The sequence below is a fragment of the Legionella gresilensis genome, assembly GCF_900639865.1.
GTDB classification, from domain to species: domain Bacteria; phylum Pseudomonadota; class Gammaproteobacteria; order Legionellales; family Legionellaceae; genus Legionella_C; species Legionella_C gresilensis.
On the sequence record NZ_CAAAHX010000002.1, the window covers coordinates 230047 to 253779 of the forward strand.

Genomic DNA, 23733 nt, shown 5'->3' on the forward strand with positions numbered 1-23733 from the left:
TTGTTTCGTTGGAAGCCTTATTGGTTATTTATAAAACAAATTTTAAGTTAACTTACCAACATCTAGAGGCAGGCCCTGTTGGTGCACCTCCGGGGCCAGCAGTAATACCTTTCACACCTAAGCTATTTAAAGTTAAGGTTTGGCAACGACTATCATTAGTTGCCTGCTGATTATTCGGTACAGCTTGTAGAGTGTAACTAGAAGGTGTTTGCGCTGTAATTGATAAAGTATACCATTGATCAGGAGATAAATTAGTTCCTCTTACATCAGTTGCATTACCGGTACCTATTGTTGCTGTTTGATAAGTATTTTGCTGAGTGTAGTATCGCTCCATGCGACTTGCTAAATCAAGTAAAGCAGCTTGCCCATCAGCACGCCTGCTGCGAGTAACATAATCACGATAACTAGGATAAGCAATCGCTGCTAATATAGCTGCAATAACAACCACAATCATTAATTCAATTAAGGTAAACCCTCTATTTAGACTTTTAACCCTTATCATGTTTAATTCCTTGCCTTAGAGCTCTTGCATAGGCTGTATCTTTGGATAAGAATTACCTAAATCCTTTGATAAATCAACGATACTTTCGTTAAAATTAGATAAAATACTTCAATATATGTTGCTAACTCTTCACCTTTTATCTCTTTACTCTTCACGACCCCTTATGATTTTAAATAGTTGTTATCTAAATTAATATTTAAAGCTAAATAGAGAATTTTGTTTCATTTAAAGACGTGATCTGATTATGCTGCTGCCCCTGTTTTACAAATAAAGCAGGATGATGTACTTCCTTTGCTGATGATGGTAAAGGATCTGATAAAATGGGCTCAGATGGAGAAATAGTGTTTAACAATACATTAAGAAAACGTTGGCTATTATTCGAGGCTGTATACTCAAGCTGGTCAATACGAATGGGACTTTCAAGAAAATAATCACTATCCTTATAGGCTTGAAAAAGCTTTTTATCGTCCTCAGCAAAGACCCGGTAATATAAATACTGCCGACAAATTTGAACCTTGCTTAAAAATAACTGCTTAACCCAGCCAAACTGTTGCTCAATCCAATTACTACTCTGGGTAATTGTCTTGGCGGATAAGCGAAATACAGGCCCTATTGTGTCATCCCAAATAGAAGCCATAGCTAGAATAATTAATCCTAAAGGATAAGCTACAAAGCGGCTTAAAGGATTCAAAATAGTTAAGGAGAGGCGAGTAAGGATAAAAAAAGCATCAATACAAGGTAGAAAAATAAAATTTTTACAGGTTTGAAAAAGCGGTAGGGTGATTAACCAAAAACTATTCATTAAGAAATTTAAAAAAGGATTTTTACTATAAGTACCGAGAGGATTAGTATAGCCATAAAGCGGCATCAGTCTTAATCCCGCTAAAAAATTCTGGTTTCCTGGCCGTTTAGCAAAAGCAATAAAGGCCTCTCCAATAGATTTTAATTCACCCAGTATTCCGAAAGAGCGACTAAAAAAATTAGTTAAACCCCGAAATGGAACGTGAATTAACATTGTTCCTATTTCTAAGAAAAAAACAGTAGATAAAGAGAGTAATAAATCAAGTATTGCAACGCCCATTTGTTTTAAAAACAATATAGATAATTGGGCACTTTTTTTAATACCAGTTAAAAAGCCAGGATAACCATAATAATGCGCTTCAATAAGTGGACTTAATATTATTTTGCCTAGCGTTGCAATGCCTTTAAAAAACCATTTAATGCTACCTAATAACCAATCGTCGCCTGGATGCATAACAGTATCATAAATAGCGGCGCCACCTTTAGCGCCTAAAGCTAAATAATTAATTTCTGGATGCGGCCCCATTTCTTTTTGTAAAGCAGGAATGGCTTTACATAACCCATAACCTAATCCTAAAGCCAGAGCTAGGATGATAGCAATTTCAGCAGGATTATCACGTAACGCTGTAACTGCTTGAATAAAAAAATCATCTAGATTCCCAGAAACCATTATGCCTTGCCAGTAAATAACTGCTGCAGAAATAGCCTCAGAAATTGTCCCATGGCTCATCCATTTTCCAAGCTTTTGGGTAGGCTCAATACCTGCAATTAAACCCTTTAGATGCAGTTTAAGTAATATGGTTTTTAAAGCTTCAGGTGCAATAATCGCACCGCCGCCATAAAGATAAGCAAGCATAGCTAATGAGCCGATAAGCGGATTTTCTTCGCTTTTACTAACAAAAAACATTGCAAAGTGACGTGCTATATTAAGAACTTTATGTAGTGGGTTAGTATAAAAAGTTAAATGAGGAGCATGCTCTTCTCTGACAATAATATAATTATTATTGCTAATGTGTTCTTTAATAAATTCTTCTAATGATTGCCCATTTTTTAATAGCCCATGTCCAATCATAATATCTACAATCGATTTTAAAAAAGCCGGTTTTTCTATGACACTTTGCTCTTTCTTAGCAGGATGTTCACTATGAATGTGTTTAACAAAGTCATTATGCAAATCTTTAAAGAACAGAGTTAGGTTATTAAAAATATATTTGAAAAACCTAGGAATACTGGAAAGAAAAGCTTTAAATTGTAAATTTATTTTTTCTGGCAAAAAAAGATGTTTCTTTGATAAGTGACTTAACGTCACTAAATCTTCACCGCTAGGCATAGGGTAAAACAACTCATTTTCTTTAAAATAACGCAACGCAATCATATTATTTCTAATTCGAATAATAACCTGGTTTTCGTGAGGTAAATGAACCCAATGACCATTAGCTTTTGTAGTTAAGATTTTATAAGCTTGCTCTTTTGAGTTAGTAACATAACCTGGTTGATTTAAGTGAGTAAGACTATTAATTAACCTTTCCAAGGTCGAGTGGCCTGCTTGGTTCAACCCCTTAAAACGATAATATGGCTTAATCGTGGTCAAGGTTAAGCCATCACTACGTGTCCAAACTTGTTTTTCATGAATAGGTTGAGCTTTCGATAGATGATTCGCTAATTGTCTAGCTTCTTTATAAAGCTTACTAAAAAAGGCCCCTAGCCGTTCAAATCGATTAGCAGGAATATTATAAAGGGAGGAGGGCAATATAAATCCATAAAGCTCTGAAATTACCCGTAAGGTATTATTAAGCTCTTGCTCATCTTGCTTAATATGAATTTCACTATCCCAAACAAAACAAGGCTTCTTATCTGCCCTAAAGTTGTTTGCTACTTCTGTAAAATCTAATTGATCTATTCTTGAAACGGGAAAGACACGATTAAACTGATAGTGCTGTGCTGTTTGCTTAGCTTTGTATAGAACACTGCCTAAGTAACCTTCAGAGACGATAGGACTGTTAGCGAGCAACCTGTTTTGATTACGGCACTGCTCAATAAGCGATATTACTTGCGTGCGAAGTTTTTCTTGTCCTATCCAATCATGAGTTGACAGATTTCGCTCTTCTTCAAGTAATTCTGTAAGTGAAAGGAGACATTGTTTAGCAAACTGATATTTTTTTTCTTGATGTAGATGACGCGGTTTTGTATAGCTGTTTGAGCGGCCTAAATAGCTATTTAATTGCCTCATACATTCAGCAACTAAAGAAGCTTGCCGACTACCAGGAAGGTGTTTTAATTTTTGTGGGTCATGGGTAAACAGTAAAATTTGAGGAATTGATTTATTATGATTAGCAATAATGCGCAGGTAATCGCCATTAGGAAGGCGGTAATCCATATTATAATACCCAAAGATCACTGTACCTGCCTGAGCGCCGTTAACAGAGCCAATAAATGTTGCTCCTACGCCATGGTTTAACGGACGCACTTGTAAATCTATTTCCATAAAATTGGGGTTTAATGTTTCTTTTAAATTAGGCATTTGAGGTTTGGTTTGCATCCAGCTATTAAAGATAAATTATTAGACTTCTTCGGAAACTGACATTGAGGGCTAATCACTTGAAAAAGGCCTTCAAAGCCTGCCCCCATGTAGATGGGGATGCTCATGTACTTCATACATACTTAATGGCAGCAACACTTAGGAGTATCTCTGTCATTCCTGCGTAGGCGGGAATGACAAAATCCTTAAGTTGACTTTATTACATGTACAATGGGCTTTTCAGCCTTTTTTCGACAGACCATTTTGCCTCACTAGTAATTTCCGAAGAAGTCTATTCCTGTACCAGTTAAAGAATGGCAAGCAAATTATTTTATTGTATAGGAGAATTAAATTAAATATTTAAGCTGTAAAAATGAATAGAGAGAGCTTGCTATTTACATGAAAGGTTGTGGAGATCTAATTTACTTTCTTGCAGATTAGACTAAAATCACTTAACATGATTTGTCTTTTACCTAGCCATTAAATTCATTTAATAGCTTCAGGTTACAGTTAAAATTTATATGGATTTAGCTTTAAAGCATGAAGCCACAGGGAAAAAATAGCAGACTCAACAAAATATTGACTGATTTTAAGTGGGTTAACCTTCAACTTAAATCTACCCAAACGAAATATCAATTAGCAAAACATGCATTTGGTACTGCTGCAATCAATTTATCTCATAATCAAAATTTATTACTTGAACTTGATTCACCTAATTTACCTGACAGGCTCAATATATCTATGTCATTTTTTGAATTAATTAACTTATTCCTTTTATTTTCAATTTTATTTCTCTTAGCTAAAGTAGCTGTCATTATCATTAAGGAGCATGGGGATTAATGAAGAAGTTAGTCTTATTAGTGTTAATTTTTTTACCCTTGATAGCGTTTGCTGAGGAAGTTAAAAAAGCTCAAGAACCTATCCTTTCTTCAATGGAACAAGTCAGAAATACCTCGATTGAGCAGGCCAAAGTTACTACGAATCAGCCTTTATCAGCTACAGGATTTTCAGCTTCCTCTAATAGCGCAGATGATGGAGGTGATGTTGCAGATGATGAGGAAACAAATATCTATTTAAAATCGACGACGCACATGGGTGATGTTATCAATCAGCGTTTACCAGTTTTTGGCCGCAACTTATTTGGTAGGCAATGCGAGCAATTACACCAAGCACGTTTTTTTAATCCGCGGTATCGGCTTACAGTTGGCGATGAAGTCAATGTGCAAATTTGGGGAGCATACCAAGTATCACAAAAAGTGATTGTTGATAGTCAAGGGAATATTTTTATTCCTGAAGTAGGCCCGGTAAAAGTTGAGGGCATTGAAAATCAAAAATTAAATGATGTTATTCAACAGCATGTAAAAAAGAGCTTTAAAAAAGGGGTAAATCTCTATGCTGATTTAGTTACAGCGCAACCCGTGCAAGTCTATGTTGCAGGTTTTGTAAATTCTCCGGGATTATATGACGGACTATCTTCAGACTCTGTTATCTATTTTCTTTGCTCAGCTGGAGGTATTAATTTAGATGAAGGCAGCTTTAGGGATATTGCAGTAATTCGTAATGGCAAGCCTCTGCGTCATGTTGATTTATATGATTTTCTCTTTAAGGGTAATGTTAATCCCTTTCAACTACACCAAGGCGATACAATTTTAGTTAGAGCCCAAAAGTATAGTGTTTCGGTGGCAGGTGATGTCAAAAGTCCTTATCAATACGAATTATTAGAGAAAGAGATGCCATTGTCTTCATTAATGGCTTTAGCTAACGTTGAGCCTACTGCAACTTATGTACGTATTCAGCGCAATCAAGGCATGAAGCCTACGTTTATTTATGAGCAAATACATCAATCCAAACCTGTTAAAATTAAAGCAGGGGATAGAATTACTTTTGTTGCAGATAAAGAAGTGCGGCAAACATTAATTACTGTAAAAGGACAAGTTAAAGGGCCTCATCAATATGTCGTGACGCAGGGTACCACATTAGCTCAATTTGTAAAAACACTACCAATTGCATCAAATGCTAATTTAGATAATTTACAATTGTTTCGAGACTCAGTAGCAAAACAGCAGAAAGAGGCACTTCATGCTAGTCTTTCACGTTTACAACGACAAACAATGACTGGCGAAACATTAACAGGTGATGATGCTAAATTGCAGGAAGCGCGCTCTGAATTAATTACTAAATTTGTGCAAGAGGCAAAACAGGTAGAGACCAAAGGGCAGGTCGTTGTCGGTGATCAAAATCATTGGGATAAAATTATCTTACAAAATAATGATGTGATTAATATTCCTATTAAATCCTCTGTAATCACTGTCAGTGGTGATGTTGTCAATTCCATCTCACTTACGGTTAATCCTAAATATAGGCTCATTGATTATATTAATGCCGCTGGTGGTTTTCAAAAAACAGCTAATCAAGCAGAATTTTTATTAGTTAGACAAAGTGGTCAAGTGCAATTAGTTAAACATAATTGGCATTCAGGTCAAGTTGATTTAAAAGGCGGTGATCAGCTGATTGTTTTACCTAAGCAAACTGAAAGTGGGATTAAGATGACAGGTATGATGACTTCTATTCTTTATCAGTTAGCTTTAGCAGCCAAAGTAGCAATAGCTATTTAGTAAATGTGAAAACTAAATAAGATTTTTAGACTTATCAAGCAAAGGCTATGTTAATTAAAAAAGCAAATAAAAAACTATTGAAAGGAATTAATGGCTTACCCATTATAAAATATTATGCGCGATTAATAAGGTTTTTGCATCGACAAATAAAAATATACCTAATTAGTCAGTCAAGTTTAATTCATAAAAAACCTAATGAAACTTATATTGAATTGTGCCAGAGTCAGCCAAGTTATTTATATTTACCATGGATAGAAGCTTTAACGAATAGGCTGGTTACTTATCTGAATAATTCAGCGACTAATTTTCAATTAATTCCTTTGTCTATTTTCTCTAATACCAAAACAATTAAAAGTCGTAATAAAATTAATTTTTTTACACAACATTGCCAACATCAATTAAATGACATCTTATTAAATTGGCTAAACCCGATTGCAGGTCATGTAAAAGGGATTATTTTTACTTTCGACTATGGATTGTTACAGCGTCAAATTATAAAGGTGTGTAAACAATTAAAAATTCAAACCATTCTTATTCCGCATGAATCGGTATTTTTTAATCGTGACAAATATTATTTTCATCCCATAACTAATATTAATACACCTTTATGCGATTATGTTTTGTGTTGGGGCCAATTACAAAAAGATATTTTTACTAGTCGTGGTTATCCTGAAAATCGAATAGAGATTGTTGGTGCACCAAAACTTGATCGATATTATGATTATCAACCAAAATTCTCACATAATGAATTTTGTCAGCGAGCAAAATTAAATAAGGACAAACCTATTATTTTATTTGCTGCTCAAAGTTTAGATTTTCAAGTCAATCATCAAATGGCAATCCAAGCGCAGCATAATATCATTATGCAACTGATCGATTATTGCCAACAAAAAAATTATGAATTTATTTTACGCTGCCCCCCTACAGGCTACCTTATCGGTAATAAGCGAATTTTGAACCAAATGCAAGAAGCTAATTTTTTTATTGACTCACCAAACCCAGCTTACTGTTTTGATCCTGAAGAAGCGATCTATCATGCAGATGTGATCGTATCCATTAATAGTACGATGTTATTTGAAGCATTATTAATGGGTAAGCGATCCTTGTCAGTTAAGTATTTTGATTTTAAGGAGGATTGGCAGCGAGCAGGTATAAAATGTGTTTTTAGTGAACAAGAGCTGAAAACAGTTTTAAATAGTTGGTTGCAAGATAAACATTTTGACAGGCCTATGCCTACTAAATGGGCAATTCAATCATTTTCATTAAATGGCTTTGATGGCCAGGCGACAACACGCATTAATCAGCAACTTGAAAAAATTGTTAAACAACCCTTGAAATTAATACCACCTCCTCTTACTCGAATTCTGTCCAATGAAGGGCCGCCAATTGATTTTGTTTATTTTTCTAACGAAGATAGTCAATTCGATTACATTGCTCCATTATTAAATGCTAAAACCATTATTTCGCCTAAAAGACAGAAGTTTATTTTTTGGGCTGAGCTAGAATGCTTGTTTAAAGAAAAGCGACTATCCTTGACAAGCGAAGCAATAAAACATTTACCAAAAATTTATCTTGAGCGGGGAATTATTCATTTTGGCGATAAATGGACTTCTATTATTATCGATGATAAAGAATTCTATGATGGAAAAAATATAAATAATTGCTTAAACAATTTATTAAATAGTGAAATTGAATTAACCGAGCAACAAGCTAATGAGGCAAAACATTGTATAAACAGAATAGTTTCTAGTCATTTTTTTGTCACTCATAAAAACTCAAATAAATCAAAAGTTATAGCATCTAAAAGTCGACCTAAGTTTTTGTTAATTGATGAATATAAAGAGGCTGAAAATAAAATTAAAGAAGCTTCTTTTAAAAAGCTCATTGACCAAGTGCTTTTAGAGTGCAACCAAGGCGATATTTTAATTTATTCACCTGGTAAAATACCTGGGAAAAAGACTTATTTAAATCCAACTAGTTTAAAGCCCTATTTAGAACAATATAAGAATATCCATTTTGTGCCTAATGATTATGATCTTTATTCCCTTCTAAACGAGGTAGAAAGGATCTATGTAGTCAATTCAATAATTGGTTTTTTTGCATTAATGGCTAAGAAAAAAGTATACTGTTATGGCCTCCCATTTTATTCAAGTTGGGGGTTGACTGTGGATGATATTCAAATTCCTAAACAAAGAAAACGCTCTTTAAATGAGCTTTTTTATTTTGCTTGCATTCATTTAAGCCGGTATTACAGTCCTTTGTTAGGGCGTAAATGTAGTTTAAATGAATATATCGATTATATTTTATGCTCAAATACAGAAGATTTTATGACCTTTCTTTAGGCGTTTAATTAAAAATAACTATTATAGCGCCACCCCCTAAGCCTTATATTTCGTTGTAAGCTCATTCAGCGCAGTACAATACGCCTATGTACACTCTTGCGCCTTGGCTAAAACTTAGTGGGTGACGCTATAATATTTAAACGTTTCCTGCTAGTTGCGCTATTTTTTTAAAATTGATTAGACTTAACCAAGTACTCAATACATGCTAAAATGTTTTAAAAATAAACATGGTTGGAAGTAAATGACAAGTTATTGTGGCTATATTGCTTTAGTAGGTAGACCGAATGTTGGTAAGTCAACGCTACTTAATCATATTTTACAGTGCAAAGTTAGCATTACTTCTCGTAAGCCTCAAACAACTAGGCATTCTATTTTAGGTATTCACACAGTTGATGAGTATCAATTTGTGTATGTCGACACACCAGGCATTCATCAAAGTCAAAAAAAAGCCATTAACCGCCTCATGAATAAAACGGCAAGCAGTGCATTGCGTGATGTTGATGTGGCTGTATTTATAGTGGATGGGACGCATTGGACAGAGGAAGATGAAAAGGTCTTAAAATTAATTGCCCAAGCAGAGGTCCCTTGTATATTAGCTATTAATAAAATAGATAAAATTGCGGATAAAAGTCAGCTATTACCTTGGATAGAGAAAATAAGTCACTATCATTCGTTTGCTGCTATCATTCCCTTATCTGCAAAAACAGGTGCTCAGGTTGAAGAATTACAAAAGTGCCTTAAAGATTTTCTGCCAAAAGGACCGCATTTGTTTGCTGACGATCAGTTTACAGATCGTTCTACTCGTTTTTTATGTGCAGAATTGATTCGCGAAAAGGTATTTCGCCTTTGCGGACAAGAAATTCCTTACTCAACCACCGTTGAAATTGAATCTTTTAAAGAAGAAGAAAAATTAGTGCGTATTCATGCTTTAATTATGTTGGATAAAGCTAATCACAAGCCTATTATTATTGGTGAAAAAGGTCAAAAACTTAAAGAAATTGCTACAGCGGCACGATTGGATATTGAAAAATTATTAGGTAAAAAAGTATTTCTGCAATGCTGGTGTAAAATAAAGTCTGGTTGGTCTGATAATGAGCGTTTCTTAAAACAATTAGGTTATGACTAATATTTCTCTTAACGCCTGGTTACTTCATAAGCAACCTTTAGGTGATACAAGTCTTAAGGCTACTTTTTATTCTTGTGAGCAAGGAATAATTTCTTGTGTTTATAAAGGTGGGCGCCTACCCAATAAACAGACTCTCCTCCAACCTTTTATACCTTTATGGTTATCAGTTAACCAGCAACCACGATCGCGATGGAATTATATCAATCAGTTAGAGAATACCGCCGCGCCTTTAATATTGAAAGGGATCGCCTTGTTTGCGGGACTTTATGTTAATGAACTTGTTTTTTATTTATTAGATAACGCTGAGTCCCAACCAACTTTTTATGAGAATTATGAATATACATTGCAAGTTCTAGCAACGAGTCATGAGCGATTAGAAATTGAAGCAACATTACGACGTTTTGAATATCGTTTATTAGAAGTTTGCGGTTATGCCTTTTCTTATGAACATGAAGCTTATTCATTTGAATTAATTGATGTAAAAAAACAATATACTTTTGTTGCAGGGCAAGGTTTTATTTTGGCTAAGGAAGGGCTGTTAGGAAGTGATATAATAGCGCTTGGTAATGGGCAGTTAAATCATCCCCAGCAGTTGAAAATGGCAAAATATATTATGCGTCAAGCCATTAATCATGCTTTAGACGGTCGTAGATTAATCTCAAGAAGCTTATTTAAGGTAGGCGTAAAGTAGTTGATAGGATTAATATTCAAAAATTTTAATTCAGATCTCCATTAAATAAATAAGAGTAGAATGGTAGCCCCTGGCTTGAATTAAAATCTAAGACAGAGCTAGGCACTTCTATATATGTAGCACCCTTTACCCGGCCAACGTCCTGCGGCTTGCCCGCAGGATCCAGTGATGTGGCTGATTCCTAGATTCCGCGAACAAGTCGCGGAACGTTAGCATAGAGTAAAGCTAGCCTTTCTACCTATTAATTTCACAGAAAAACATAGCTTATTTAAGCCAATTAGTTTCATAATATAGTTTGTTGTTTTTTTAGTAGTGAGTGAAGTATGAAAGAAGTTTTATTAGGCGTTAATATTGATCATATTGCAACAGTTAGGCAAGCACGCGGTACACGCTATCCTGATCCTGTGCAAGCAGCTATTGAGGCAGAAGAGGCAGGCGCTGATGGTATTACATTGCATATGCGTGAAGATCTACGACATATTCAAGCGCGTGATGTACAATTAATTAAACAAGTACTGCAAACTAGAATGAATTTAGAATTAGCAGTGACTGATGCTATGCTAGATTTTGCTGAAGAAATTTTGCCTGAGCATTCTTGTTTCGTGCCTGAGAAGCGTGCTGAACTTACTACGGAAGGTGGCTTAGACGTTAGAGGTAATTTTGATTTAGTAGCTCGAGCTGTGAAACGTTTGCAACGCTTTGGTAGTGAGGTATCTTTATTTATTGATCCAGATACCAAACAAATTGATGCAGCTGCTGAAACAGGTGCGCCTGTTATTGAAATTCATACGGGTGCTTATGCAGATGCTACGACACCTGCACTGCAGCAAGAAGAATTAGCTAGAATTAAAGAGGCTGCTAAATATGCAGCAGAACTCGGTTTAATTGTTAATGCAGGACATGGTTTAAATTATCAAAATGTTAAACCTATTGCTGCAATTGCCGAATTACATGAATTAAATATTGGCCATGCCATTATTGCACGAGCGCTTTTTACTGGTTTAAAGGATGCAGTAAGGCATATGCGCCAGCTAATGGTGGAAGCTAGAAATTATGTCAATGAATGACGCGATTATTATTCGCTTAACAGGGGATTCAGGTGACGGTGTCCAACTTTTAGGTGAGCAGTTAACTATAACTGCTGCCTTAACTGGACGTGATGTGCGAACTTTGCCTGATTTTCCTGCCGAAATTAGAGCACCAGCCGGCACGGTTTCTGGTGTTTCTGGTTTTCAGCTTGCAATGGCAGAGGAAGCCATTTTTACTGCTGGTGAAGAACTTGATGTTTTAGTTGCTTTAAATCCTGCCGCTTTAAAAAATTCAATTTCTTATTTGTCTCAAGGTGGACTATTAATTATTAATGAAGATAGTTTCCAAGAAAAAGATTGGCAAAAAGCAGGGCTTGCAAATAGTTTTTTAGAAGATAAAAAATCCCTTTATCAAGTCATTAGTTTGCCTTTAATCAGTTATACGCTACAAGCGTTAAAAGAGTTTGATATAAGTCATGCTCAAGCTAAAAAAGCGAAGAACTTTTATATTCTAGGTTTAGTTTTATGGTTATTTGATTTGCCAACAGCAAGTTGTCTTTCTTTTATTAAGAAAAAATTTAAAACGAATCTCTTAATGGCTCAAGCAAATGAATTAACTTTGCTTGCCGGTTATAATTATGCAATGACGCTCGAATTAAGTCGCCAGCATTTTATGCTTGGCCAGGTAAGTCGAGAAAAAGGTGAATATAGACAAATCACTGGTGTTGAGGCCATTAGCCTTGCGGTAGCAACCCTTGCTGTAAAAACGAAAACACCTTTATTAGTAGCAGGGTATCCAATTACACCTTCCTCAGCTATTTTGCATGAATGCGCTAAATTAGTTGATTATGGTGTGCAATTATTGCAAGCAGAAGATGAAATCGCAGCTATGGGTGCTTGTCTCGGCGCTGCATTTGGTGGTTGTTTGGCAATGACATGTACATCAGGTCCGGGCCTTGACTTAAAAAGTGAAAGCTTAGGGCTTGCTGTTGTTACTGAACTTCCGGTAGTGCTTATTGATGTACAAAGAGCAGGTGCTTCTACAGGTTTGCCTACGAAGATGGGACAAAGTGATTTAAGGCAAGCTTTGTATGGGCGTCATGGTGAAGCCCCACTTCCAGTAATTGCGGCTCGTTCACCTGCCGATTGTTTTAATACGGTCCTTGAAGCATTTAAAATAGCTGTGTCTTACATGACGCCCGTTATCGTATTATTAGATGCTTATTTAGCTAATGCAGCTGAGCCTTGGAAAATACCTGATGTAGGAGCTATAGAGGTTCCTAATATACAATTTAATCGGTTTGTTAAACCTTATCAGCGAGATGAGTATTTTGCGCGCAGTTGGAATATACCGGGCAGCCCGGGATATATTCATCAAATAGGTGGGCTTGAAAAAGAAGGTGAGGAAGGTAAAGTAAGTTATGACCCGGATAATCACCAAAAAATGATTAATTTGCGAGCACAAAAAATAGTAGGTATTGCTCGAGAATATACAGCATTAAATATAGAAGGTGATGAACAAGCTAACACTTTATTAATTGGGTGGGGCAGTACATATGGGAGCCTAAAGTCCACTGTTAAGCAGGCAGAGGAGGAAGGGTTATCTTTAGCATTATTACATCTGCGTTATTTAAATCCTTTACCTAACGAATTAGGTAATCTACTTGCTCGTTATAAAAAAGTTTTTGTTGTTGAATTAAATTCAGGGCAATTATGCCAAATTATTCGTGCGGAATATTTAATTGATGCACATTCAATTAGTCAGTCTAATGGTCAGCCCTTTACTGTAAGTACATTGCTGAAAGCCATTAAAATGGAACTTAATTATGAACAACAATTACAAACGTGAGGATTTTGCAAATAAAGCTGAAGTACGCTGGTGTCCTGGCTGTGGTGATTATGCCATTTTAGCAGCATTGCAAAAATTACTACCTGAATTAGATTTACCGCCAGAACGACATGTCTTCATTTCAGGCATTGGTTGTGCAGGTCGTCTACCTTATTATATGAACGCATATGGTTTTCATACTATTCATGGCCGTGCCCCCGCTGTAGCAACTGGTTTAAAAGCCATGCGTGAGGATTTAACGGTGTGGATTATTACCGGCGATGGTGATGCTCTTAGTATTGGTGGAAATCACTTAATTCATTGCTTAAGAAGAAATGTTAACGTCAACATTTTATTGTTTAATAATCAAGTTTATGGGCTAACTAAAGGTCAGTTTTCGCCAACGTCTCAAAAAGGACAAATTACAAAAACGTCACCGTCTGGTGTTAGTAATGAACCAGTAAATCCTATTTTATTAGCGCTAGCGGCGGGTGCAAGCTTCGTAGCTCGAGCTGTTGATAAAGATCCAAATCATTTGATTTCTATTTTAAAGCAGGCTTATGCTCATCCAGGATGTTCTTTTGTAGAAATCTATCAAGATTGCAATATCTTTAATCATGGCGCATTTGACAGCTTTGCAGTGAAAACTAATCGTGCTGAGAAAACCGTTCTACTTTCTGAAGGCAAGCCTTTAGTATTCGGTGCTAATGAGCAATGGGCACTTATTCCCAGTGAGAATGAAATGCATATTGTTGATTATAAAGCTCATGAAATGGAAGATATCTACACTCACCAAACTCACAGTTTTATTAATGCCATTCGCCTAGCTCAACTGAATTACCCAGACTTTCCTGTTCCTTTAGGTGTTTACTATCAAAAGCCACGTGATGTATTTAATTTAGCTCGTCCAATTTTAAAAAAGGAAGCAGATTTAGAAAAATTATTTAAAGAAAAGGCAAATTGGTTACAGGCTTAATGAAATAAAAATTTGGGGAAGGTTTACTCTGGCGGAGAGACAGGGATTCGAACCCTGGGAAGGTTGCCCTTCAACGGTTTTCAAGACCGCCGCAATCGACCACTCTGCCATCTCTCCACCGCGAATACTATAACAACCACCACACCTTTGCAAATAGTTTTTTAAAATAATTAGTTACTTTTACTATTTAGTTAAATCTTCATTTAAGTTTTAATGATAAGGTTTTGTAATTGTTAGAGGATGAGTATAATAGACCTCTTTCCAAACGCTACTGCAGCGAGTTTGGAAAGAGGTCTAATGGCTTTTCTCTAAATTAGAATGCATTAACTGTTTACAGGTATTTTTATGAAACGTATTTTAGCATTGACTCTTACTCTGATAATTCTGTTACTAACTTCATGTGTATCATGGTGGGGAAATGAAGTCGATGATAATGGGCCTTATAAAGGGATGACTGCCAAGCAAATTTTTGATCAATCACAAGAAGCAATGGCAAAAAAAGAATACAGTGCTGCAGTCAAACGTCTTGAGGCATTAGAAACCATGTATCCTTTCAGTGAATATGCTGAGAAAGCCCAATTAGATTTAATCCATGCTTATTATCAGAAAGAAGATTATCCGTCGGCCGCAGCCACTGCCGAACGCTTTATTCATCTTTATCCACGCGCTAAAAATGTAGATTATGCTTATTACATGAAGGCAATGGCTAACTTTCAGCAAAATCGAGGTACTTTTGCTAATATTTTACCTCTAGATGAATCATGGCGTGAACCCGGAACCCAAGCGCAAGCTTATGCAGATTTTGCTGTGTTAGTTCAGCGTTTTCCAGAAAGTAAATATAAAAATAATGCATTGCAACGCATGATTTATTTAAGAAACATGTTCGCTCAACGTGAATTAAATACAGCAAATTATTATTTTGAACGTAACCGATATGTTGCTGCCGCAGAACGAGCGGGTTATTTAATTAAAAACTATCCGCAAGCGCCCAGTGTTCAGCCAGCATTAATTATTCTTTATCGAGCTAATAAAGCCTTAGGATTGCATAAAGCAGCGGAAGATGCATTACAGGTCTATCAGGCAACCTATCATTCATTACCAGCTGGGATACCTAATTAATGATTATTAATTGTGAAAAATATTAATAAGGGATTATTATTTTATTTCTTTCTTTATTGGATGACATTGCCCGTGTTAGCAATGTCATTCGAAGATGCGCAATTATTACGTAAGGATTACTTGCTTTATCAAGCATGGTCTGTTAGTCGTAATTATTATTTTGGTACAACTATTAAGCAAAACAAAGTATATGCGCTCGCATGGCAGCATATTTATACTTCTCTATTACCTAAAACTTATCCCCAAAAAGAAAACTTATTAGATTTCTATCGCAATGGGTTAAACGCTAAAGAGCTACAAAACGCTTCAGAAATCGCTGACAATCTCATAAAGAAATATAATCTGAATTCACCATTATCAGAAATTGAATTAGCACAAACGTATGTGCTAAGAGAAGAAAATAATCATTGGTCTAGTTTAGAGTTAATTCTCCCAAGTAAGGAAGATAGTTATCAATTTAAACAGTGGGTAATATGGTTAGCTCGTAATTATGACCAAAGTATAGCTGAACAAATAGATCAATATGCCTATGATTTACTTAGTACTCATCAGCTGCCAATAGTTTATGGTCAACTTAATATTAAAGGGCCCGAATTACCGCAGATGGTTGCAACTGATGTAAAAATTTTTCCTCATGGTTTTTTTGTCGGCCATCCTAATAAGCAAGAGCTTAATTTTAATTTAGCAGGGTATAAAACAGCTCGAATTAAACTCAATAATAAGTTAATACAACCTATACCAATCGTGAATTTAGAACAATTATCTCATAATAAGCAAACAGGAATAATTGGTAGAGTATCACCTTGGTTTGGTTTACCAGAGGGCAATATTATATTAATCGCTGAAACTGCATTAGCAAATCATCAAGATGAACCATGGTTACAACCACATATCCCATTAACAATAACTGAAAATGGTGAGTTTTATGCTACTGGTTTAGTAGCTGGCCGCTATTTGCTTTATATCAATACCGTTGCTCTTAGTACAAAAATTAAAGTAACTCTTAAAGAAGGTGAAACACGAGGTTTATCTTTAATTAAATTAGAGAAAACTAGGTAACATTGAAGTGTTGTTAGAGAGGATTTAATTTTAAATTAAACCCTCTAAAGCAGAGGGTTTATCTAACTAATATCAATCATAGTTGCCATAGAAGTTAGGCTCTGTACCCTCTAATTGGTTTTCCACTATAGAAGATGGATTAGATGCAAAAAAGCCTCGATTTACTAGGGAAGTATTATAATTTACTGACTGAGCTTGTCTTCTCTCCAAAAATTGCTTCTCAAACGGCAAGCTTCTGCTGTCGATAGATGCCTGGTTTTGCTCAGCAGGCGGCATAGGTTCAGAATCAGCAGGGCTCATAAGTGTTGTTTGTGAATAGTTCACAAAGTTAGGTCTTAAATGATGTGTTGGCTGGTTTTGTATAGGCGGCCTAGCCTCAGAGTCAGCAGGACTTATAAGTGTCGTTTGTGAATAGTTCGATAAGCTAGGGGCTAAGAAATGAGGCGGTAAACTCTCTGCTGATGATAATATACAAGGATCTATTTCCTCTAAAGGTAACTTATCGAACATCTCAGAGTTATCCTTTGATGTAGTAGCATGAGATTCTGGTGTAACAGTATGTGGAGGATTAGAAGCTGCTATCTCCCAGGAAACATAACTATCCCAATACTGATAATCGGGTGCTGAAGCTAAGAATGTTAAGTTTGATTTTTGTCGTTTGCGTAGTTGTTCTCCTATCTCAACTTCTTGGGGTGATTCATTATCATGCGCTCCACTCGTGTCTCTAAGGGTTTCAATTAAGTCTAAATTATTTTTATCCCAAGAATTTGCAATTGATAATTCTTCTTGCATTAATTTATTAACTTTTTCACTGCGAGGAGAAGAATTATTTCCACTTACCAAATTTGGTGCACTTAAAATATTTAACGGTCTTATGACTTCCGAATAAAAGTCATTATTTAATTTCTTTTTATCAGAGTCGCTTTTTGAATATATAATCCCTCTAGGTTTGGCTAGTTTAGTTGATGGCCTGATACCAAGCTTTTCAAGCTGACTTTGGGTAAACACCTGTACTTCATCTTCTTTCCCAGCTTCATTCTTAATTTTTACATAATGATCAGTGGGGGATACTTTAAAGTGAGTATCAGTAATTTTTTTGTCTTTAATCAGCTGACCATCTGCAAAAAATAGACGGTTGTTGTGATATTCTTTCCTCGTATAAATTCTTATATAACGATCATTTTCAAGAATAAAACGTAATTTCCGTGTTTTATTTTCTGGGTTCATTCTTTCTATATAAGATTGATTGATTATCATTAGAGGAACACGATCACCATTTAAATAGTAAAACTCCTGTGATTGAGTAAACGGATTTTGTTGCTCAGCAGAAAATTGGTTGTCAATAGTGGATCTAGGCATATTAATCACTTTTGTGGTATGAAAATGATTATATTGTAACATAAATGATCAATATGGTGCAATATTGATCAAAATTAAATGTGACAAATCTCAAGAATTTAGAGTGATATATCTAATACTGAAGTTTAATAAAATTTATAAAGGCTTTTTAAATTAAATGTAGAGATTATTAAATATTATTAGTTCATATTTAATATTTAACTTTGCCAAAATTTAAAAGAATTTTTACAAGAAAATATTTCAATAACCTTTTTTTCTCTCACAATAGTATAAGCAAAATTAACTTTCATCTCTTTTTTAAGTTCAGCTTGAATTATCTCTGGCGCAAATTCTGTGTGATAGTAATAGAATTCAAGCGCTTCTGGTAGAATAAATGACAATTCTGGATGAGAGAGGTTATAAAGTATAAAGTTCGGGAGTTCAAAAAATGGATTACCTTTAAATTTATTTGTTAAAAAGGACTTAAATTAATCACTAAATTTATCTTAACCCTCTATGAATTTTAGATTTACCTTCATTCCATAAAACGGTTTGTGTTATTTTTTTAATTTTCCATTTTTTACATGGAAATTTAATTAAAACGAAATTGTAAATAACATGAGAATTAAACTGTTTGCCATCTTTATCTTTTCTATAGATCAAGACATTTAGCCTACAGCAAGCCTCATTTTTTGGCAATTAATCTCTAAATTGAAAAACAGATGCTGGGTTGGAAGATGAGATAATGCTGCTTTCCTAGAATTAACATAGTCTTCTTTAGAATAAGTTTTAATCTCACCTCGTAAATCTTGATAATTGCATTCAATATTGTCAGCTAAAGTTTCTTCCAACCTTTGCCAGTCCTTTAAATCGAAACTATTTGCAAATTTGAAAAGTAAATTGAATATGGCGAGCATTAATTTTCCTTATAAGTCTAGTAAAGCCTATTTATTAAATAGTTTTATGTAAATTAAAATGATTAAATTAATTATAAAGTAGAAAAATATAAGGAGTTAATTTATAAGATGGTTCTATCTTTTAAAGATAAGGTTTAATTTAATATGTTACTTAGTATTGAAACAGCGCGCACAATTTTACGTTTAATTAAAGCAGAGGATTTAGAGAAGCTCGCTGAATTAAATTTAGATCCAGAAGTGAGAAAATTTTTTCCTAACGGAATTCAAACGAAAGAACAAACTGCGAAGAGGATTAACGAATTTATATCTTATTATAAAAATTATCGCCTTCCTTGCTTTGTTATTTTAGATAAAAAATCTGGCGAGTTTTTAGGTCGCTGTGGCTTTGGCCCCATAGCAACAGGAGAAATAGAAGTAGGCTATTTAATTGTGAGAAAATTTTGGAGTAAGGGTTATGCTTCTGAGGTGTTAAATGCGCTGCTTGATTGGAGTAAAGATAATATAAATGCTGATTACATTATTGCATTCGCTCCTCTAGAGCATAAAGCGTCACATAGGGTCATGGAAAAATGTAATATGAAATATTATAAAACAGGAATAGGGCATGGCGTAGCCTGTAAATTTTATAGAATTAAAAATGATTAGGACCTATAGCTTTAATTATTTATTCTGCTAAAGGCATTAAAGCTTCAAGTACTTAAATAAAGCCACCTAAGATTTTTTAAATTGATGCTGCCAAAATTGGTATAGACCATTAATATCTGCTGAGCATAATAATTTCATTGCTTTTGCTAATATATCTTCAGGCCAATCCCACCATTGTATATTTAATAATAATTTTATTTGGTCATCTGAAAACCGTTTGCGGATCGGCTTAGCAGGATTACCAGCAACAATGGTGTAAGGCTCAACATTTTTAGTCACCAATGCACGTGCGCCAATAACCGCACCATGTCCAATCTTTATGCCTGGCATAATCATTGCCTCTGCACCAATCCAAACGTCGTGCCCAATTTCAGTATCACCTGCGCTTTGAAAGCCATCTATTGCATCTTTGGTATAATCATCGCCAGTGTAATAAAAGGGAAAAGAACTTACCCACTCCATCCTATGGCCTTGATTGCCGGCCATAACAAAAGAAACCCCAGTGCCTATTGAGCAGAAACTACCAATAATTAATTTATCGACATCCTCGCGATCAGGTAATAGATAACGCGCGCAATCATCAAAAGAATGACCATGATAATAACCGGAATAATAACTATGGCGACCAACTATAATATTAGGGTTGGTGACCTGGTCTGATAAAGGTATGCCTTTAAACGGATTTTCAAAATAATTGTATCGATTCATAGGACTTACTATTAATTATTGCAAAACTCATTAAACATAACTTTGATTAAGTTGGCAACAATAAGTTGAATCCTTAGATAAATAACCCCTCGTATTAATTTTATGTGCTTAGCGAGCTTGTATTTGGTAGTATTAAGCTATTTATTCGTTATTTTTACTTATGCAAAAAAGCTACCTATGGACTTCTTTACAAGCACGCTTGCAATTAATTCAAACTATTCCGGGCGCAAACTTTAACTGGTTTTTTTTGCCGGGGGGCCCAGGTATGGGATCTGAATCATTAGCTTCTCTTACGACATTATTAAAACTACCAGGTAGTATGTGGTACCTTGACTTACCTGGTGATGGCTCTAATTTAACCGCTAATGATACTAAGGCGTTTGCTAATTGGTCAGAGGCTTTAGTGGAAGCAGTAAGTGCTTTAGAAAATGTTATTTTAGTTGCTCATTCAACAGGTGGGATGTATGCATTAGCCACGCCTGAACTTGAAAATAAACTAACAGGTTTAGTATTAATGAGCTCTGCACCTGATTCATCTTGGCAGCAACATTTTATGAAGTATGTTCAGAGTAATCCTATAGCTCAAGCTGAAAAACTTAATGAAGCTTATGCAAAAAAACCTAATAATGACACTTTAAAGAAACTTACTATCCTCTCTGCTCCTTATCTTTTTACAGAAAAAGGATTACCTGAAGATTTATCTTTTCTAGAAAATTTACCTTATAATTTTAGAACGTGTGAATGGTCGGCTCTTCATTTTGACTCAGTTTATAAAGCGAAATGGGTTCCTAAAAAATTGCCTACGTTAATATTTGCAGGCGAAAAAGATTATGTAACGCCCTTGCACTTATTCACCCAATCAAACGATTTTCAAAGAGAAAATATTACAATTAGAGCTATTGAACATGCGGCTCATTTTCCATGGATTGAGAATCCAGAACAAGTAGTAGAGGTTTTTAATGATTATGCACAGCAGCTATTAAATAGGTGAGTTAATTATTCAAAATCAGTCTAGCACTAATAGGAATACCTGGATACCGCGGACCAGTCGCGGTACGTAGGTCTAGGTGGGATATTGTGGATTATGACATACTGCCTACGTACCAAGGTTAGTTGGTTGTAGGCGTTAAATCAGGTTGTGGTATTAAGCCTAAGCCTAGGTTACGTCCTAGATCATGCACATATTCTCTTCGCCTACGTACCGCGACTGGTTCGCGGTATCCAGGAGATCTTGATTACTCGTAGCAAGTATAAGTCCAGCAGAGAAGATATTTAGCTAAGTTCTGCTGCAAGTTCATTTTCTTTAACTAAAGCTTCATTAGGTTTATTCTCTAATCCCTTCATGAGATCATCTACTAGATGTCGTAATTCTCCACAAAGTAACGTTAATTCGGCGTCTTGCTTTAAGTAATCTTCTTCAAGCTGATTAATATCATTAAATTCATCAATCAGGTAATCTAAGCTTTTTAAACGCTTGAAAGTTAAGTCATGCGTTAAAGTAAACTGAATGCGTTCATTCCAGATTAAAGAGACTTCAGCTGCAGCTAAGCCTTGTCCTAATAAAGTAACTATTTCTTCTGCAGGTAGTTCATAACCTCTACAAGTAATTCGCTTTTTTTCGTCATCCATGGCAAATAATAAGCAATCAGAAGCAAGTTGAAAAGGTGCTGGTAAAGTAGAGGGATTAGTTATCCATTCAGCAAACCGAAGCGCTAAATTATCGGGATGGGATAGGGGCTCAAGTTGAACTTTGGGTAGTGTTTTGCGAAGAAGTGACGTGAGTTGAGATGCTTGATTTTCACTTGCCGTATTAATAATTAAGCGGTTAGTTTGCGTATCTAAAATAGCTAATAAACGTTTTTGAATACAAAATGATTTAGGCAGTAGTTCAAATTCCACTTCTTCAGTTAGTTGTGCTTTTTCTGAGCGTTTAATTTTTCGCCCATGCTGAGTCTCTAATTGTAAAATACGCTCTGCAACAACTTGGTTAATCACGCTGCGTGGCAAAATACGTTCTGTTTTACCTAAACAAAGGAGAAGAGCGCCGGCTACTTCACAAATAAGCTCATCGGCAGAAACAGGCAGCCAGCCATAAATAAAGCGGGCGTGCGGTGGGCAAGGTTTTAGTTTTTCTTCCGCTAATAAAGGTGCAAAATCTAATTTTTCATCCGCAAGCTCATAATGATAAATAAGCGCATTGTTAAACCACATGTAATCTATCCTATTAACAAAAATGGCATGCTAGCATGATTAATTTTGATAAGCTATCGACTATGACTGTCTTTAATAGACTTCCTCGGAAACTGCCATTGAGGGCCAATCTCATCTAAAAAAAGATCTTCAAAGCCTGTCCTCATGTAGATGGGGATGCTCATGTACTTCATGACACGGTACTTTTTCAGCACTTTTTTCGACTGACCTTGTCTCCACACTAACAGTTTCCGAAGAAGTCTAATATGATTAATAAATAAGCATATTTATTAAATATAAATATTTAAAGCAACGACTACGGATTTAAAATCAGTAGCATCTTTTCCGGTTATTGAAAACCAATAACCCCCAATGATACCAACATTGGCATTAAAATTATATTCAATAGCTGGAGCAAGTGATATTTCTTCCATGTATTCATGTCCAATTTTCGGTGTCTTACCCTTATCTGTTAATCCTCGAAAACCACGAAAACGCGTTCGGTCTCGACTAGCATAATATCCTTCCATGACAGCCACCAAATTTTGTGTAAGATTTAATTCCCATGCTAAATCAAGGCTAATCATATTGCCTGGATTAATCTTGCCATTCGTATTAGCTGTTCCACCATAGGCTGTAAGACCTCTTATATTTACATCAAGAGGAATAAGATAGCCAGCACTAAAGCGTGTACGCAGGTAGTTTACTTCAGTTAATTGTAACAAGTGCTGAAAATTTAAGTTAAATCCGGTTTGATAACTACCAAGTCCTGTTGCATCTACACCATTATTCAGTGGATTTAAATCTTTAAATTTTCCACTTGGGAAAATTTCTTGTAGAGTAACTCTTAAATCAGGCCACCATTTAGCTTTACCTTGCTCAAGAGCTTGATAACCTAATATCGCGCTAACGTCACTGATATGTTGATAACTTCTACCTTGCTGTTCGTTATAAGCATAAGGCAAGGTGTACTGGATATCCATTTTATCTGTCATACCATGCGTAATAACAGGATTTCCTACGATGCTTTCACTATGAGGAAGATGAGATAGGCGCCAGTGTCGATTATATACGCCCTCATTATCAGTAAAAAAAGCATATGGTTCGAGGTTAGTGTGTCCTCTAGGAATTGTATGTCCTGCTGGCGCAAGAAGAGGGCCTGTATACCATGGACCTGCAACTGCATCGCCACAAATTAAGCTAACTACTAAAAAGGGTAAGAATCTGGCTGCAAACCGGTGCATAATTATCCTTATTAAACTAATTACTAAACTAGTATGTTTTAATCCATTGTTCTTTAGAAAGATGAGAATTGAGTAATCGCTATATA

General features: G+C 35.4%; 19 protein-coding genes and 1 tRNA gene. 12 read left to right on the forward strand and 8 right to left on the reverse strand.

The annotated features are described in order from the left end of the window. Window positions 1–52 precede the first annotated feature (52 nt). Window positions 53–502: a type IV pilin protein gene (locus tag E1P04_RS02845; RefSeq protein ID WP_131781409.1), complete on the reverse strand. Its 450-nt coding sequence runs from the start codon at window positions 500–502 to the stop codon at window positions 53–55. A 202-nt stretch (window positions 503–704) separates the two neighbouring features. After that, the gene (locus tag E1P04_RS02850; RefSeq protein ID WP_131781410.1) at window positions 705–3842 is read right to left on the reverse strand and encodes a hypothetical protein; all 3138 of its coding nucleotides are present in this window, start codon (window positions 3840–3842) and stop codon (window positions 705–707) included. A 519-nt stretch (window positions 3843–4361) separates the two neighbouring features. Here E1P04_RS02850 and E1P04_RS02855 point away from each other — a divergent pair. From E1P04_RS02855 to E1P04_RS02890, 8 genes are all read left to right on the forward strand, one after another. Continuing rightward, window positions 4362–4661, forward strand: coding sequence for a hypothetical protein (locus E1P04_RS02855; RefSeq protein ID WP_131781411.1), 300 nt, complete (start codon window positions 4362–4364; stop codon window positions 4659–4661). After that, on the forward strand, window positions 4661–6436 hold the full coding sequence (locus E1P04_RS02860; protein WP_131781412.1) for a polysaccharide biosynthesis/export family protein: 1776 nt from the start codon (window positions 4661–4663) through the stop codon (window positions 6434–6436). The genes E1P04_RS02855 and E1P04_RS02860 overlap by 1 nt, the downstream gene beginning before the upstream one ends. 47 nt (window positions 6437–6483) lie before the next feature. Then, window positions 6484–8778 carry a capsular polysaccharide export protein, LipB/KpsS family gene (locus tag E1P04_RS02865; RefSeq protein ID WP_131781413.1) on the forward strand — a complete coding sequence of 765 codons (2295 nt, stop codon included), beginning with the start codon at window positions 6484–6486 and terminating at the stop codon, window positions 8776–8778. Between the two features lie 241 nt (window positions 8779–9019). Beyond that, on the forward strand, window positions 9020–9904 hold the full coding sequence (gene era / locus E1P04_RS02870; RefSeq protein ID WP_131781414.1) for a GTPase Era: 885 nt from the start codon (window positions 9020–9022) through the stop codon (window positions 9902–9904). After that, window positions 9897–10595 carry a DNA repair protein RecO gene (gene recO / locus E1P04_RS02875; RefSeq protein WP_131781415.1) on the forward strand — a complete coding sequence of 233 codons (699 nt, stop codon included), beginning with the start codon at window positions 9897–9899 and terminating at the stop codon, window positions 10593–10595. The genes era and recO overlap by 8 nt, the downstream gene beginning before the upstream one ends. Before the next feature lie 323 nt (window positions 10596–10918). Beyond that, window positions 10919–11662 carry a pyridoxine 5'-phosphate synthase gene (pdxJ, locus tag E1P04_RS02880; RefSeq protein WP_131781416.1) on the forward strand — a complete coding sequence of 248 codons (744 nt, stop codon included), beginning with the start codon at window positions 10919–10921 and terminating at the stop codon, window positions 11660–11662. Further along, the gene (locus E1P04_RS02885; protein ID WP_131781417.1) at window positions 11649–13472 is read left to right on the forward strand and encodes a 2-oxoacid:acceptor oxidoreductase subunit alpha; all 1824 of its coding nucleotides are present in this window, start codon (window positions 11649–11651) and stop codon (window positions 13470–13472) included. Before pdxJ ends, E1P04_RS02885 begins: the two co-directional genes overlap by 14 nt. Beyond that, on the forward strand, window positions 13450–14427 hold the full coding sequence (locus tag E1P04_RS02890; RefSeq protein ID WP_131781418.1) for a 2-oxoacid:ferredoxin oxidoreductase subunit beta: 978 nt from the start codon (window positions 13450–13452) through the stop codon (window positions 14425–14427). The genes E1P04_RS02885 and E1P04_RS02890 overlap by 23 nt, the downstream gene beginning before the upstream one ends. 29 nt (window positions 14428–14456) lie before the next feature. Here E1P04_RS02890 and E1P04_RS02895 read toward each other — a convergent pair. Then, window positions 14457–14544 (reverse strand) — tRNA-Ser (locus tag E1P04_RS02895). A gap of 228 nt (window positions 14545–14772) precedes the next feature. On the opposite strand from E1P04_RS02895, the gene E1P04_RS02900 reads away from it, so the two are divergent. Together E1P04_RS02900 and E1P04_RS02905 are read left to right on the forward strand one after the other, a co-directional pair. After that, a complete protein-coding gene (locus E1P04_RS02900) occupies window positions 14773–15546 on the forward strand; it encodes an outer membrane protein assembly factor BamD (RefSeq protein ID WP_131781419.1) in 774 nt (257 codons plus the stop codon). A 12-nt stretch (window positions 15547–15558) separates the two neighbouring features. Beyond that, a complete protein-coding gene (locus E1P04_RS02905) occupies window positions 15559–16605 on the forward strand; it encodes a hypothetical protein (protein ID WP_131781420.1) in 1047 nt (348 codons plus the stop codon). 72 nt (window positions 16606–16677) lie between these two features. Here the strand turns inward: E1P04_RS02905 and E1P04_RS02910 are convergent, their stop codons facing one another. After that, window positions 16678–17964: a hypothetical protein gene (locus E1P04_RS02910; RefSeq protein ID WP_131781421.1), complete on the reverse strand. Its 1287-nt coding sequence runs from the start codon at window positions 17962–17964 to the stop codon at window positions 16678–16680. A 647-nt stretch (window positions 17965–18611) separates the two neighbouring features. Then, complete coding sequence (locus E1P04_RS02915; protein WP_131781422.1) at window positions 18612–18860, reverse strand: nuclear transport factor 2 family protein; 249 nt, start codon at window positions 18858–18860, stop codon at window positions 18612–18614. Between the two features lie 144 nt (window positions 18861–19004). On the opposite strand from E1P04_RS02915, the gene E1P04_RS02920 reads away from it, so the two are divergent. Beyond that, entirely contained in the window at window positions 19005–19505 is a 501-nt protein-coding gene (locus E1P04_RS02920; RefSeq protein ID WP_131781423.1) for a GNAT family N-acetyltransferase, read from the forward strand. A gap of 66 nt (window positions 19506–19571) precedes the next feature. Here the strand turns inward: E1P04_RS02920 and catB are convergent, their stop codons facing one another. Next, on the reverse strand, window positions 19572–20213 hold the full coding sequence (gene catB, locus E1P04_RS02925) for a type B chloramphenicol O-acetyltransferase (RefSeq protein ID WP_131781424.1): 642 nt from the start codon (window positions 20211–20213) through the stop codon (window positions 19572–19574). Window positions 20214–20373: 160 nt separating this feature from the next. On the opposite strand from catB, the gene E1P04_RS02930 reads away from it, so the two are divergent. Continuing rightward, entirely contained in the window at window positions 20374–21204 is an 831-nt protein-coding gene (locus E1P04_RS02930) for an alpha/beta fold hydrolase (RefSeq protein WP_131781425.1), read from the forward strand. A 281-nt stretch (window positions 21205–21485) separates the two neighbouring features. Here the strand turns inward: E1P04_RS02930 and E1P04_RS02935 are convergent, their stop codons facing one another. Both E1P04_RS02935 and E1P04_RS02940 read right to left on the reverse strand, forming a co-directional pair. Further along, entirely contained in the window at window positions 21486–22424 is a 939-nt protein-coding gene (locus E1P04_RS02935; protein ID WP_131781426.1) for a recombination-associated protein RdgC, read from the reverse strand. Window positions 22425–22693: 269 nt separating this feature from the next. After that, window positions 22694–23647 (reverse strand): hypothetical protein, encoded by a 954-nt coding sequence (locus E1P04_RS02940; RefSeq protein WP_131781427.1) that lies wholly within the window; start codon window positions 23645–23647, stop codon window positions 22694–22696. Window positions 23648–23733: the final 86 nt, after the last annotated feature.